The 16,538-nt window shown below is 75.1% G+C and carries 2 protein-coding genes (1 of these 2 running past the window's edge); both read left to right on the plus strand.

All coding sequences use genetic code 11. The features are described from left to right. A complete protein-coding gene (locus tag CG719_RS20925; protein WP_100570193.1) occupies positions 1 to 12,630 on the plus strand; it encodes a non-ribosomal peptide synthetase in 12,630 nt (4,209 codons plus the stop codon). Then, positions 12,627 to 16,538 carry the 5' portion of an SDR family NAD(P)-dependent oxidoreductase gene (locus tag CG719_RS20930; RefSeq protein ID WP_100570194.1) on the plus strand. The gene runs 17,451 nt beyond the window's last position, so the window shows 3,912 of its 21,363 coding nt (coding positions 1-3,912); the start codon lies at positions 12,627 to 12,629; its stop codon lies off the right edge, out of view. The genes CG719_RS20925 and CG719_RS20930 overlap by 4 nt, the downstream gene beginning before the upstream one ends.

Here is a 16,538-nt window from a genome sequence, read left to right on the forward strand (position 1 = left end):
GTGGAAACGAGCAACGAGACCGGGCTGACGGCTGTTCGGATCCTGCACCGACTGCTGGCCGAGGTGCGCCCGGACGGAGCGGAACCGCTGCCGCCGGGCGGACTGGCCGACTGGGGCCTCACCTCGCTGGCACTGACCCGGCTGTGGGCCGGCGTGCGACGCGAGTTCGGCCTCGACCTGCCGCCGGCCCGGCTCGCGGCCGCCACCCTCGACGAGCTGACCGCGATGGTGGCGGCGGACACCACCGCCCCGCGGCCGCCCGCCGCGGTCCGCACCGACGAGCGGGAGCCGTTCCCGGTCACCGACCTCCAGCAGGCCTACCTGGTCGCCAAGGGCAGTGACCTGGGCGGCGAGGCGGTCGGCTGCCACCTGTACCGCGAGTTCGCCGTCCCCGACCTCGACCCCGGCCGGCTGCGTCAGGCCTGGCAGGACCTGATCGACCAGCACGGCATGCTTCGCGCCGTCGTCGACGACGACGGCCTGCAGCACATCCGCCCGGCGGCCGACGACTGGCAGATGCCCGTGCACGGACCCGGCGGCGCCGAGGACCGCGACACCGTCCGCGCCCGCCTCTCGCACCGCTGCTACCGGCCCGGCGAATGGCCGCTGTTCGCCATCGAGGTCACCCGCACCGGAACCGGCCCCGACATCGTCCACCTCAGCCTGGACACCCTGATCACCGACGGCCACGGCTACGCGGTGCTGCTCCAGCAGTGGCACCAGCGCTACCACCGCCCGGAGCAGCCGCTGCCCGCCGCCGGACCCTCCGTCGCCGAACTGGTACCCGCCCTGCTCGCCGAACGCGGCTCGGACGCCCACGGCGCCGATCTCGTGTACTGGAGCGCCGAGTTGGCCGAGCTGCCGGCCGGGCCCGGGCTGGTCGCCCCGGTCCGCGCGCCCGCCCCCGCCGGCGGCTGCCGCGAACGCCGCCCGCTGGACGCCGAACTGCCCGCCGACCAGTGGCAGGCGCTGACCGCGCGGGCCGCCCGGCTCGGCGTCTCGCCGACCGCCCTGGTGCTCGCCCTGTTCGCCGAGGCGCTGGACCGCCGGGCTCCGCAGCAGCGCACCGCCCTGGTGGTCACCACCAGCAGCCGCCCATACCTGGCCGCCGAGACCCCGTACCTGGTCGGCCCGTTCACCTCGACCGCCGTCCTGGTCCTGGAACGCGAGGCCGACGAGACCCTCGACGAGCAGGCGGCCGCGGTGCACGCCCGCCTCGGCGAACACCTGCGGCACGGCCTGGTCTCCGGCATAGAGGCGCTGCGCGAACAGCGCACCGGCCGGCCCGGGCCCGCCGTCGTCTTCACCAGTCTGCTCGACGTCGGCCCGCCGCCCGGCGTCGCCGGCGGCTTCGGCGCGGCCATCGAGTACGGGGTCAGCCAGACCACCGACGTCGCCCTCGACCACCAGATGTGGGAGCAGGACGGCGCCCTGCGCTACCGCTGGGACATCGACCCCACCCGGTTCGCCCCCGGCGCCGTCGAGACCGCCTTCGCAGCCTTCGGCAACGCCCTCGCCGCCGCCTGCACCGAACCCGCCGGGGACCCGCGGCCGCCCCGCGCCCTTCAGGAGGCGTACATGGTCGCCCGCACGGCCGCCGGCGACGGGCCCGCAGAGGGCTGCCAGTGCTACCAAAGCTTCGAGGTCGACGCACTCGACCTCGAGGCGCTCGCCGACGCGCTGCGCCGCCTGGTCGACGGCCACGCGGTGCTGCGCGCCGCCTTCGCCGCCGACGGGGTGACGGCCCGTCAGCACGGGCCCGGACAGTGGCGGATCCCGGTGATCGAGGCCGGCGACCCGGCCGCGCATCCCGCGCTGCGCGGTCTGATCCGCGAGGAGATGACCAATCGGCCTTTCCCACTTGGCGGTTGGCCGCTGTTCGACCTGCGGGTGACCCGCGACGACAGCGGGTTCTCCGTCGTGCACTGCGCCTTCGACCTGCTGGTCGCCGACGGTCTGAGCATCCACCTCCTGTACCGCGACCTGTGGCGGCTGTACGCCGACCCGGCCGCCCGGCCGGTACCGGCCGGGCCCGACCCGGTCCCCGCGAGCGCCGCCGCTGAGCAGGCCCACTACTGGCGCGAGCGGCTCGCCGAACTCCCCGCCGGACCGGAACTCGGCCCGCCCGGCGACCCCGCCCGGGCCGGCCGTGGCCGCACCCGCCTGGCCGGCCGGATCGACGGCTACCGCCAACTGGCCCGCCGCGCCGCCGAGTACGGCCTGCGCCCCGACGACCTGCTGCTCGCCGCGCTCACCCGGGCCGTCTCCAGCCGCACCGAACGGCCCTACGCGCTGCCCGTGGTGCTCTGGCCGGAGACCGCCGAGGCCGCCCGCCCGGGCGAGCACTCCTTCATGACCTGGGTCACTGCCGCGCCCGCCGAACTCCGGCTCACCGCCACCGCCGCCGAGTACCGCCGCGTCCTCGACGCCGACCTCGCCGAGGGCGGCGCCGGCGGCCTCGGCGAGATGCGCCGCAAGGTGCTCCGCGGCGGCGAGGCCGCCTACCCCGTGGTCTACACCGCCCTCGTCGACCTCACCGACCGGCCGCTGCCGGCCGGCGTCCGCCAGGGCGAATGGCTGACCAGCACCCCCGGCTGCGCCCTGGACAGCGTCGCCGTCGCCGAGGGTGACGAACTGCGCTACTGCTGGGACATCGTCCCCGCCGACTTCCCGGCCGGCCTCGCCGAGCAGATGTTCGCCGCCTTCGAGAACGACCTGCGGCTGCTCGCCGACGACGCCACCTGGGTCGACACCCCCTCCGGCGGGCTCACGGCGGAGGAACGGCACACCGTGCTGTACACCTGGAACGAGACCACCGTCCCGGTGCCCGACGACGGCCCCGTGCACCTGCTGTTCCAGCGTCGGGCCGCGAGCGCCCCCGAGGCGGTGGCCCTGCGCTGGCGCGGCGGCACCATGACCTACGGCGAACTCAACCGCCGCGCCAACAGGATCGCCCACCGTCTGATCGCCGCCGGTGTCGGCCCCCAGCAGCTGGTCGGCGTGCGGATCCGGCGCGGCCCCGAGATGGTCGCCGCCCTCTACGGCATCCTCAAGGCCGGCGCCGGCTACCTGCCGATCGACCCCGCGCTGCCCGGCCCCCGGGTCGCCGCGATGCTCGAACTCGCCCGGGCCGTCACCGTGCTGACCACCTCCGACACCCCCGCCGTGCCGCTGCCCGCCGGGGTCACCACCGTCGAGACCGACACCGACCCGGCGATCAACGGGCCCGCCGCCCGCGAGGACGACCCGGAGACCCGCAGCACCCGGGACGACACCGCATACGTCATCTTCACCTCCGGCTCCACCGGCACCCCCAAGGGCGTCCAGGTCGCCCACCGCTCGGTGCGCAACCTGCTGAACTTCTGCCATCGCACCTTCGAGCTGCGCCCGTCCGACCTCGGACTCGCCGTCACCTCGCTCAGCTTCGACCTCTCCGTCTTCGACATGCTCGGCCTGCTCGGCGGCGGCGCGGGCGTCTACCTCGCCGACGAGACCCAGCAGCGCGACCCGGAACTGCTGCTCGACATCCTGCTCACCGAGCCGATCACGCTCTGGAACTCGGCGCCCACCACCCTGCACCAGCTCACCCCGCTGCTCACCCCCGACACCGGCGACCCCGCCGCCGCGCACCTGCGGATCGTCGCGCTGGCCGGCGACTTCATCCCGCTGTCACTGCCCGGGGCGATCCGCGAGGCGTTCCCGAACGCCGAGACCATCGCCATGGGCGGGCCCACCGAGACCACCGTCTGGTCGAACGTCTACCGGGTCACCACCGTCGACCCCGGCTGGCGCAGCATCCCCTACGGCAAGCCGATCGACAACACCCGGCACTATGTGCTCGACGAACACCTCGAGCCCTGCCCGATCGGCGTCGAGGGCGACCTGTACACCGGTGGCGAATGCCTGGCCGTCGGCTTCTGCAACCAGCCCGAACTGACGGCCCGCCTGTTCCTGCCCGACCCCTTCGTCGACAGCCCCGGCGAGCGGATGTACCGCACCGGCGACCGGGCGCTCTGGCTTCCCGACGGCAATCTGCAGATCGCCGGACGCGGCGACCGCCAGGTGAAGATCCGCGGCCACCGGGTCGAACTCGGCGAGGTCGAGCACCGCCTGCGCGCGCACCTCGCCGTGCGGGAGGCCGTCGCCGTGCTGCGCGACGACGAAGCGCCGAGCGGCGACGCCAAACTCGTCGCCTACGTCGTCACCGATCCGGCCGCCCCCGCCGTCACCGCCGCCGAGCTGCGCGCGCACACCGCCGAGGCCCTGCCCGGGTACATGGTGCCGAACTTCGTGGTGCTGCTGCCGTCCTTCCCGGCCACCGCCAACGGCAAGTTGGACCGCAAGGCGCTGCCCTGGCCGCTGGACGCCGCACCGGCCGCCGAGCCCACGGCGCCGTCGACTCCTGTCACCGATGGGGGCACTGAGGCCCCGTCAGCACCCGTACCCGCACCCGGTCCCTCGGCCGCGAGCCCGGCCGGGCTCGCCGAGGAGATCGCGGCGATGTTCGCCCGGCACCTCGGCGTGGACACCGTCGACCCGGCGCAGGACCTCTGGGAGCAGGGCGCCACCTCCTTCACCATGGTCCAGGTCTCGGCCGGGCTGCGGAAGCGGTACCAGCAGCGGGTGCCGGTCTCGGCGCTGATCTCCGAGCCGACAGCCGCCGGCATCGCCCGGATCCTCGCCGGCCGCCTCGGCCTCCGGACCCGGCCCGAACCGGCCGCCGCCCCCGCCGCGCCGGAACCGGAGGCGGGCCCCGGCGCCGTGGACATGTTCTCGCCGCAGGAGCGGGACGCGTTCAAGGCCGCCGCCTGGAACCTGCGCCGCCCCGCGCCCGGCGCACAGCGCATCGCGCTGCCGGAGACGACGGTCCACCCCGCGTACTACGACTGGCGCGGCAGCCGCCGCGACTACCGCGACACCCCGTTGCCCGCCGAGGCGCTCATCCGGCTGCTCGGCCTGCTGCGCGAGGCCCCCGTGGAGGGCGGCACCCGCCGCCTGTACCCGTCGGCCGGGGACACCTACTCGGTGCAGGCGTACGTCTACGTCAAGCCGGACGCCGTCGACGGGCTGGCCGGGGGCATCTACTACTACGACCCGCGCTGGCACGCGCTGGAACTGGTCAACGCCGAGCCGCGGATCGACCGCGCCGTGCACTTCTACTACAACCGGCCGGTGTTCGACCGGTCCGCGTTCGGGATCTTCCTGATCGGCCAGACCCGCGGCATCGCCCCGCTCTACCAGGAGGTCGCCGAGCGCTTTCTGATGCTGGAGGCCGGGTACATCGGCCAGCTGCTCATGACCGGTCAGGCCGCATGCGGCATCGGACTCTGCCCGGTCGGCACGCTGACCTTCGACGACATCCGCGACCAGTTCGCCCTCGACGACGGCCACCTCTTCCTGCACTCCTTCATGGGCGGCGGCGTCGACCGGACCAGCACCGCCGAACTGCGGCCGCCGTTCGCCGAGCGGCCCGCCCGGGCCGCGGCCGACGAGGAACCGAAGGCCGCCGAGGTCGCAGTGGTCGGCATGGCCGGGCGCTTCCCCGGCGCCGAGGACCTGGGGGAGTACTGGCGGCAGCTCAGCACCGGCCAGTGCGCCGTCGGCCCGCTGCCCGCCGGGAGGGGCGTCGCCGAGGACGGCCGGCTGCCCGCCGGACTGCACGGCGGCTTCCTCACCGACATCGACAGCTTCGACAGCCTGCACTTCCGGGTCGCCCCGGTCGAGGCCGCCGCGCTCGACCCGCAGCTGCGGCTGCTGCTGCAGACCGTCTGGACCTGCCTCGAGGACGCCGGCCACACCGCCGAATCGCTGCGCGCCGCCGCGCCCCGGGTCGGCGTGTTCACGGCCGCCATGTGGCACGACCACCAGCACAGCGGCAAGGAGACCTGGGACGCGGACGCCGCCGCCCGGGTCGCCGCCCTGGCCGGTGACATGCCCGGCCGGATCTCGCACTACTTCGGCTTCGACGGCCCGAGCGTCGCCGTCGACACCGCCTGTTCCTCCTCCCTGACGGCCCTCCACCTCGCCGCCGAAGCCCTGCGGAGCGGCGAGTGCGACGCCGCCGTGGTCGGCGCGGTCAACCTGGTCGCCCACCCGTACCACCTCGCCCTGCTCGCCGAGGCAGGACTGCTCGCCGAGGGCGGACCGGTCCGGGCCTTCGCCGCCGGCAGCTCCGGCTGGTGCCCCGGCGAGGGCGTGGCCGCCGTCCTGCTGCGCCCGGCAGCGGCCGCCGACCGGGACGGCGACACCGTCCGGGGCGTGCTGGAGGCCACCTGGATCGGCCACGCCGGCAGCGGTGGACGCTTCGGCGTGCCCAACCCGGAGGCGCTGGCCGGCTCGGTCGGCGCGGCCCTCGGCCGGGCCGGGATCACGCCGGCCCAGGTCGACTACGTGGAGCTCGCCGTGGCCGGTGCGGGAGTCGCCGACGCCGCCGAACTCGAGGCGTTTGCGGAGGTGTTCGCGGACAACCCGGTGCTGGCCGGGACGGTGAAGCCGAACATCGGCCACCTGGAGTCCGCCTCGGGCCTCTCCCAACTGCTCAAGGTGCTCCTCCAGTTCGAGCATGGCCGGATCGCCCCGACGCTCACCGCCGAAAAGCGCAGCGACCTCGTCGACTGGGACGACCTGCCGCTGCGGGTCCCCGAGCACCTCGTCGACTGGCCGTCAGCCGCGACCGCCCGCCGCGCTGTGGTCAACGCGGTCGGCGCCTCCGGTGCCTACGCCCACGCGGTGCTGCGGGCCGCGACGTCCGCCGCCGCTGCCGACGGGCGCGCGCCCGGTCTGCAGGCGGTGGTGCTGTCCGCGGGCTCCGCCGACGGCCTGCGGCTCGCCGCCGGCCGGCTCGCCGCGCACCTGGAGAACGGCGCGTCGCCGGCTCTCGCCGACCTGGCGTTCACCCTGCAGGACGGCCGCGTCCCGATGCCGCACCGCCTCGCCGTGGTGACCTCCGATCTCCTCGAAGTACGCACCGCGCTGGAGGAGTTCGCTGTCGGCCGGACCCACTCGGCGCTGGCGGACGCGGTGGTGAATCCCAGCCGTCCGGTGGCCGAGCTCGTCCCGGCGCACGCCGACGCCGCGGCCGCCGGGTGGCTGCGCGGAGCACCCGTCGCCTGGCACGCCCTGTGGTCGCCCGGCCTCCGTCGGGTGCCGCTGCCGGGCACGGTGTTCGCAGGGGAGGAGTACCGCCTGACCGTGTCCGCGCGCCCCGCACCCGTGGCCGCGCCCGTTGCCGAGGTGGCCGACGCCGTCCAGCAGTACGTGCTCGCCGTCTACGCCGAGGCGTCCGGCATCCCGGTCGAGCGGCTCGACCCGCAGGTGCGGCTGGAGCACTACGGCCTCACGTCGTACGTGGTCGGCCAGCTGAACGCCCGCCTCGCCGAGGACTTCGCCGAGCCCGTCTCCCGCACCCTGTTCTTCGAGCACCAGGACCTGGCCGGCATCGCCGCCGAACTCGCCGCCCGCGCCGACGGCCCCTGGCAGCACGTCAGGACAGAGGCCCCCGGTGGCCGGCTCGAGCCCGCCGGGAAACGGCCCGAGGACACGGCCATCGCCGTCGTGGGCCTGGCCGGCCGCTACCCGCAGGCGGCGGACCTGGACCGGTTCTGGCAGCTGCTGGAGCAGGGCTACGACGCGATCGGGCCGCTGCCCGCCGAACGGCACCGGCCGGACTGGCCGGTGGACCTGATGTGGGGCGCGTTCCTGGACGGCATCGACAGGTTCGACCCGCTGTTCTTCGCCGTCTCGCCGCGCGACGCGGTGCTGATGGACCCGCAGGAACGCCTCTTCCTCGAAGTCGCCTGGGAGGCGCTGGAGGACGCCGGCTACACCCGGTCCCGGCTGCGCGAGCAGCACGGCGGACGGGTCGGCGTGTTCGCGGGCGCGATGTACAACGAGTATCCGTTCCTCGGCGTCGAGCAGTCGCTCGTCGGCCCGGCCGCCGACACCGGCTCCGCGCTCGCGGGCATCGCCAACCGGGTCTCGTACTTTCTGGACCTGAACGGCCCCAGCCTGACCGTCGACACCATGTGCTCGGCCTCCCTGACGGCGATTCACCTGGCCGTCCGCGCGCTGCGCCAGGGCGAGTGCGAGGCCGCGCTGGTCGGCGGCGTCAACCTGTCCGCGCACCCGCACAAGTTCCGCCAGCAGCACCGCCTGCGGATGGCGTCCACCGACCACCGCTGCCGCAGCTTCGGCGCGGGCGGCGACGGTTTCACGCCCGGCGAGGGCGTCGGCGTGGTGCTGCTGAAGCCGCTGGCCCGGGCGATCGCCGACGGCGACCGGATCCACGGCGTGATCCGCGGCACCGCCGTCAACCACGGCGGCCGCACCAGCGGCTACATGGTGCCGAACCCGGTCGCACAGGGCGAGTTGGTGGCCGCGGCGCTGCGCGACGCGGGCGTCGAGCCGGGCAGCATCGGCTACCTGGAGGCGCACGGCACCGGCACCGCGCTCGGCGACCCCGTGGAGATCAACGGCCTGGCCCGGGCGTTCGCCGGGGTCGAGGCGGGGACGTGCGCGATCGGCTCGGTGAAGTCCAACATCGGCCACCTGGAGGCCGCCGCCGGACTGGCCGGACTCACCAAGGTGCTGCTGCAACTGCGGCATCGCAGGCTCGTGCCCTCGCTGCACGCCGAGCAGCTCAACCCCGACATCGACTGGGCACGCAGCCCATTCGCCGTCCAACACGAGGCCGCGGCGTGGCCCGTCCGCCGCACCGCCGACGGCGCCCCGGCGCCGCGCCGGGCCGGACTGAGCGCGTTCGGCGCGGGCGGGGCCAACGCCCACCTGGTGATCGAGGAGTACCTGCCGGAGCCGGCCGCCCAGCCGATCCGCCCGGCCGGCCCGCAGCTGTTCGTGCTGTCCGCCCGCGACGAGCAGCGGCTCAAGGAACTCGCGGGCCGCTGGGCCGAGTTCCTGGGCCGTCCGGAGCTGCCGCCGTTCGCCGACCTCGCGCACACCGCGCAGTCCGGTCGCGAACCGCTGCGCGAACGCCTCGCCGTCATCGCCGCCGACCCGGCCGAGCTGCGCGCGGAACTGCTGCGCTTCCTGGACGGCGACAGCGGCGTGGTGGTCCGCGGCCGCACGCCGGGGGCCGATGCTCCCACCGGGCCGCGCCCCGCCGACGGTTCGTACGGCGACCTGCTCTCGCTCGCCCGGCACTGGACGGCCGGGGGCCGGATCGACTGGTCCCGCCTGCACACCGGCGACCGGCCCCGTTGGGCCGCGGCCCCCAGCTACCCGTTCGCCCGCGGCCGCTACTGGCCCGAGCCCGTGAAGACCGTGGAGGCCGCACCCGTGCAGGAGCCCGATGGGCGGCAGCCGCTGCTCTTCACCAAGAGGTGGCGCAGCGCCGAGCAGCCCCGGCCCGAGCCGGTGACCAGACGGATCGTCTGCCTGTACACCGACAGCTCCCGGGAGGCCGCCCGGCAGGTGGCCGAGGCCTTCGGACGCGACCGGGTGATCCTGGTCCGCGAGGGCGGACCCGCCGACGGCGACGCCGGGTTCACCGGTGAGCGGGACGCGATCGCACTGCTGGACGGTCTCGCCGACCGGCACCCCGACCTGACCGGCTGGCTCGACCTGAGCGAACTCGACCGCCCCGCCGCCGACCCCGGCCCGTGGACGGCCCGACTCGCCGCCCTGCAGCGCCTGCTGGCCCGCCGTCCCGGCACCCCGCTGCGGATCGTGCACGCGGTGCGCGACCGCGGCGGCGCGGACGGCCGCCGCTTGGCGGGCGTGGTGCGCCTGCTCGGCGCGGAGTACCGCACCGTCCGCGCCACCGTCGTCGAGAGTGACGCCGGGCCCGCCGAACTGGCCCGGCAGCTGCTCGCCGAATGGGCGGGCGGCGAGCCCACCGCCGAGGTCAGGCACCGCGGCGGCGAGCGGCTCGCCCCCGTGCTGGAACCGGTGCAGGCCCCGGCCCCGGCCGAGTTCCTGGCCGACCCGGCCAAGGTCTACCTGGTCACCGGCGGTACCCGGGGCATCGGCGCCGAGGTCGCCCGCCGCCTCGTGGAACGGGGCGCCCGCCGCCTCGCCCTGACCGCCGCCCACCCGCTGCCGCCGCGCCACCGCTGGGCGGCTCCCGAGCTGACGGGCCGTGAGGCGATCGCGGTGCGCAACGTGCAGGCTCTGGAGCGGGCCGGCGCGCAGGTGATGCTGCACGGCGAGGCCCCCTCCACGGAGGCCGGCCTCGGCGCGTTCCTCGCCCAGGTCCGCAGCTCGCTCGGCCCGATCGGGGGCGTGGTGCACTGTGCCGGACTGCCCAGCCGGGGGCGGCCCTCCTTCGTCCACAAGGCGGTCGCGGACATAGCCGAGGTGTTCGAGCCGAAGACGGAGGGTGCCGATCAGCTGGAACGGCTGTGCGCCGCCGACCAGCCCGCGTTCTTCGTCATGATGTCCTCCGCGAGCACCCTGCTGCCCCGCCTCGGTGCGGGCGTCATCGACTACGCCGCCGCCAACGCCCACCTGGAGTACCTCGCCGACAGGACCCGCACCGGCCGCACCCGCTTCCACAGCGTGCACTGGCCGACCTGGCTCGGCACCGGCATGGGCGCCGACCAGCCGGACGGCTGCGTGCCCGCCGGGCTGGACGCGATCACCGTCGAGGAGGGGCTGCGGGTACTCGAAGCCGTCCTCACCGGCACGCTGCCCGCCCAGCTGCTGCCCGCCGTCCCGCTGCCCGGACGCTTCGACCCGGAGACCCTGCTGCACGCGAACCGCGCGGCGGCAGCGCCCGTCGACGCACCGGCGGCCACGGCTGCCCCGACGCTCTCCGACGCGCCGCCGGACTGGCTGCTCGCGCTGTTCTCCGAGGCGCTGGAGATCCCGCTGCCCGACCTGGACGCCACCGCCCCGTTCTCCGACCTGGGCGTGGAGTCGGTGATGCTCGGCGAACTCGTCGAACTGATCGAGCAGCAGATCGGCAGCAGCCTGGAACCGGCCGTGCTGCTGGAGCACCAGACCCTCGAGCGGCTCGCCGAGTACTTGCGGAAGGCCGGACTGGACCGGGCGGCCGTCGACGCACGGTCAGTCCCCGAACCCCTGCCTGCCGCAATGCCGGTGACGAACTCTCAGCCGCAGCCGGCCCCGGTCACGCCCCCTGTCGCATCGCAGGAGCCCGTCGACCGCCGGGTCGCGATCATCGGCCTGGACTGCCGGTTCCCCGGCGCCCCCGACCCGGACGCCTTCTGGGCCGCCCTGGCCGCGGGCCGCGACAGCATCACCGAGATTCCGCCGGGCCGCTGGGACCACCGGGCGCTGTACCGGCCGGAGCACCGGATCGGCAGCAGCGTCAGCCGGTGGGGCGGGTTCGTCGACGGCATCGAGGACTTCGACCCGGAGTGGTTCGGGATGACCGAGGAGGAGGCCCGCTGCCTCGACCCGGCAGTCCGGCTGGTCCTCGAAGGCACGGTCAACTGCCTCGCCGACGCCGGGTACCGGACCGAGGAGCTGCAGGGCCGCGAGGTCGGGGTGTTCGTCGGCGCCAGGCTCGGCGACTACGGCCGGCGGATCGGTCTGCGCTCCGGGCCGGCCGCGCTCGGCGGTGACCAGAACTTCGTCGCCGCACGGGTCGCCCACCACTTCGACCTGCACGGCCCGAACCTGGTCGTCGACAGCGCCTGCTCCTCCGCCCTCGCCGCCGTCCAACTTGCCTGCCGCAGCCTGCTGGAGGGCGAGTCCGAGGTGGCGATCGCCGGCGGCGTGGACATCTTGCTGGACGAGCGCCCCTACCTGGAGTTCAGCGCCGTGCGGGCCCTTTCGCCGACCGGCCGGTGCGCCACCTTCGACCGGGACGCCGACGGCTTCGTTCCCGGCGAGGGCTGCGGCCTGGTGCTGCTCAAGCCGTTCGGCCGGGCGCTCGCCGACGGCGACCGGGTGCTCGCGGTGGTCGACGCGGTGGCCGTCAACAACGACGGCCGCACCATGGGCCTCACCACCCCGAACCCGGTCGCCCAGGCCAAGGCGATCCGCCGGGCGCTGGCCACCGCCGGGATGTCCGCGGAACGGGTCGGCATGGTCGAGGCGCACGGCACCGGCACGATGATCGGCGACCCGATCGAGCTGCGGGCGCTCACCGACGTCTACCGGGAGACCACCGACGCGCGCGGCTTCTGCGCGATCGGCAGCGTCAAGTCCAACATCGGACACCTGCTCAGCGCGGCCGGCGCGGCCGGCCTGGTCAAGGCGGTGCTGGCGCTGAGGAACCGTCAACTCCCGCCGACCCTGCACTGCGAGAACCCCAACCCGCGCTTCGACTTCGCCGAGTCCCCGTTCTACCCGAACACCGCCCTGCGGGACTGGCCCGACCCCGGCCGTCCCAGGGTCGCCGCCGTCAGCGCCTTCGGGCTCGGCGGCACCAACGCTCACCTGATCGTCAGCGAGCCCGACGAGCCGGCGGTCGCCGAGCGCCCGCCGACCCGCCGCCCGCTGCCCCGGCCGGTCTTCGACCGCCGCCGGCTCTGGCTGGAGGCGCCGGCCGCGCACCGCCCGGCCACCCCGTCGCCCGCACCCGCCGCGCCCGCACCCGCCACCGCCGGGCCGGTCCTCGCCGCCTCGATCCTCGACCTGCACTTCGAACCGAACCCCGCCGCAGGGGCCGTCCTTGGCATCCCGGAGAGGACCCACCGATGAGCGACCCCACCATCGACTGTCGACTCGTTCTGCGGAACGGCGACTTCATCATGCAGAACCACCGGGTCCACGGGGTGTCGGTGATGCCGGGAGTCACCTTCCTCGACATCGTGCTGCGGGTCCTCGCGGCCCAGGGCCTGGACCCGGCCACCGTCGAACTGCGCGGCATCGTCTTCGCCGAGGCCATCGCCACTGTCGAGGGCAACGACCGGGAGATCCGGGTGGTGATCGGCGAGCCGGTGGACGGCGTCCGCCCAATCACCGGCACCAGCCGCTGGCTGCGCGGTGACGAACCCTACGGCGAGTGGCGGGAGAACATCCGCGCCGAACTGCACCCGGCCGGCCCGTCCGCCGTCCCGGACCTGGACGCCGCCGCACTGGTGGCGGGCGCGGTCCGCACCCGGTCGATGGCGGACATGTACGCGCACACCCGCTCCCGGGAGATCGTGCACGGCGCGGCCATGCAGTGCGCCGGCCCGATGCACCTCGGCGCCGACCACCTGCTGGCCGAACTCTCGCTGGTCCTGCCGGAGACCGCCGAGCACCGCGCGTTCCTGCTGCACCCGGCGAAGATGGACGCCGCGACCATCGTCGCGTACGGGCAGCGCGAGATCACCGCCGCCGAGCCGTTCATCCCGATGTTCATCGACCGGTTCCGCGCGCACGGCCCGCTGCACGGCGCGTTCCTGGTGCACGTGCCGCAGCCCGAGGAGCTCACCCCGTCCGGCGAGCTGTTCCGCAGCACCTTCTCGCTGCACGACCAGCAGGGTCGCACCGTCGCCGAGTTCGACCGCCTCACCTGCAAGCGGATCCGTCGCCCCGAGTCGATCCGCGACCTGCTGCTGGAGACCACCGGCGTGCGGCAGCCCGTCGCCGCCGCCGGCCCGCAGGCCCCCACCGCGCCCGCCGCCGACTACCGGCACTGGCTGCGCGGGCGGATCGCCCGGATGCTCGACCGGAGCGCCGACACCGTCGACGACGGGCTCGGCTTCTACGACATGGGTCTCACCTCCGTCGACATGCTGCGGATCAGCAACGACCTCGAGGAGGTCGTCGGCTCCGCGCTCTACCCGACGCTGCTGTTCGAACACACCACGGTGGACGGGTTGGCCCGCCACCTGGAGGAGACCTACGGCGCACCCGCCCTGGCTGTTCCGCGGGCGTCCGCACCCGCCGTACCGGCCCCGCGGGCGTCCGCACCCGCCGAGCCCGCCGAGCCCGCCGAGCCCGCCGAGCCCGCCGAGCCCGCCGAGCCCGCCCGCCCGCACCGGGCGCAACTGCTGCGCCCGGTCTGGCAGTGGGTCGCGCACTCCGCACAGACCGTGCCCACCGACCTCGCCGTGCTCGGCGCCGACCCGGCGCTGCTCGCCACGCTGACCGAACGGGCCGCCGCTACGGGCGCGCTGGTCGTCGAGGTCGACCTCGGCGATCGGGCGCTGCTCGGTGCGCAGCTCAGCGCGCTGACGGAGCGTCACGGCCGGTCCTGGACGCTGCTGGACGCCACCGGACTCGGCGGGTCGACCGCCGACCCGGCCGAGGTCGCGGTCGCCGCGTGGGCGGCCTGCGCGGCGGCGAGCGAACGGCGGCCCACCCGGGTGCGTGCGGTGCTGTTCGCGCACCGGCAGCAGCCGGAGTACGCGGCGGTCGCCGCGCTCGGCCGCACCGTGACGGCCGAGCTGCCCGCGCTGGGCGTCCGCGCCGTCGAGGTGGCCGCCGCCGCTGGTCCCGCCGAGCTCGCCGCGCTGCTGCTCGCCGAGGCCGCCGACCCGTCCGCGGAGAGCGAGGTCCGGCACGCGGGCGGGGAGCGCTGGGCCCGGCGCTTTCAGGTGGTGGAAAGTCCCGCGCCGGCCGGGGAAGCGGTGCTGCGCGAGCGCGGCGTTTATCTGATCACCGGTGGGGGCGGCGGCCTCGGTCCGATGCTGGCCGAGCACCTCGCCCGCACCCGCCGCGCCCGCATCCTGCTGTCCGGCCGCTCCGCGCCCAGCGAGGCGCTGCTCGGGCGGATGCGGGAGTGGCAGCGGTACGGCGCGGACGCGCACTACCGGACCGCCGACGTCACCGATCCCGCCCAGGTTCGCGAACTCGTCGCTGCCGCACACGAGTTGTACGGCCGGATCGACGGCGTCGTGCACTGCGCAGGGGTGGTCCGGGACGGCATCTTCCTGGCGAAGCGGCCCGAGCAGATCCGCGAGGTGCTGGCCCCGAAGATCTTGGGCATCCGCCACCTCGACGAGGCGACCCGCGCCGACCGGCCGGACTTCCTGGCCGCCTACTCCTCGCTGTCCGCCGCCATCGGCAACCCCGGCCAGAGCGACTACGCCTACGCCAACGCCTACGTCGACCACTACCTGGCCGCCCGGCCCGGGCGGAGCGTCTCCGTCGACTGGCCGCTGTGGGCGGAGGGCGGCATGCGGGTCGACGCCGAGGTCACCGAGCGGGCCGCCCGCACCCACAGCGCCAGCCCGCTGCCGACCAGCACCGGCATCGAGTTGTTCGAGCGGGCGCTGGCCGCCGACGACGGCCGGCTGGTTGTCACCCACGCCGACCCCGCCTGGTCCGACGACCGCCTGCCGCTCGCCGACGGCGACCTCGCCGAGCCGCACGCCGCCGTGCCGGGCGGGCACGGACCGGACGCCGCCGTGCCGGGCGGGCACGGACCGGACGCCATCGCGGTGATCGGCCTGGCCGGACAGTATCCGCAGGCCGCCGACGTCGACGCGTTCTGGCGGCTGCTCGCCGAAGGCCGCGACTGCATCACCGAGGTGCCGCAGGAGCGCTGGGACCACGCGGCGATCCACGACCCGGAGCACGGCAGACCTGGCCGCACCTACGGCCGCTGGGGCGGGTTCCTGGACGGCATGGACCGCTTCGACCCGGCGTTCTTCGGTATCTCCCGCCGCGACGCCGAACGGATGGACCCGCAGGAACGCCTGTTCCTCACCACCTGCTGGCAGACCCTGCAGGATGCCGGCTACCCGGCGTCCCGGACCACCGCCTCCCCCGTCGGCGTGTTCGCCGGCGTGATGTGGAACCACTACCAGCTGGTGCAGGGCGCTGAGGACGGCGTCCAGCCGACCGCGATGCACGCCGCCGTCGCCAACCGGGTCTCGTACACGCTGAACCTGGCCGGCCCCAGCATGGCCGTCGACACCGCCTGCTCCTCGTCGCTGACGGCCATTCACCTCGCGGTGGAGAGCCTGCGCCGCGGGGAGTGCGGGATGGCGCTGGCCGGCGGCGTGAACGTCGCAGCCCACCCGCAGAAGTACCTGCAGCTCGCCCAGGGCCGCTTCCTCTCCGACGACGGCCGCTGCCGCAGCTTCGGCGCGGGCGGCACCGGCTACGTGCCCGGCGAGGGCGTCGGCGCGGTCCTGCTCAAGCCTCTCGCGCAGGCCGAGGCCGACGGTGACCACATCTACGGGGTGATCCGGGCCACCCGGCTCAACCACACCGGACGGACCAGCGGTTTCACCGTCCCCAGCCCCACCTCGCAGGCCGCGCTGATCCGCGACGCACTGGACGCCGCCGGTCTGCCGCCGTCCGGGATCGGCTACCTGGAGGCTCACGGCACCGGCACCGCGCTCGGCGACCCGATCGAGATCGACGGCCTGCGCAAGGCCTTCGCCGCAGCCGACACCGGGGCGGGCGGCTGCGCGATCGGGTCGGTGAAGTCCAACATCGGACACCTGGAGAGCGCCGCCGGAATCGCCGGCGTCACCAAGACCCTGCTCCAGCTGAAGCACCATCAACTCGTTCCCTCGCTGCACGCGGAGGCGGTCAACCCGGCCATCGACCTCGCCACCACCCCGTTCCGCCTGCAGCGCGAGCTCACCGACTGGCCCGCCCCAGCCGACGGCTCACCGCGCCGGGCCGGCGTCAGCGCCTTCGGCGCGGGCGGCTCCAACGCGCAC

It is taken from the genome of Streptomyces sp. CB01373, from assembly GCF_002803075.1.
In the GTDB taxonomy this organism is placed as follows: Bacteria; Actinomycetota; Actinomycetes; order Streptomycetales; family Streptomycetaceae; genus Streptomyces.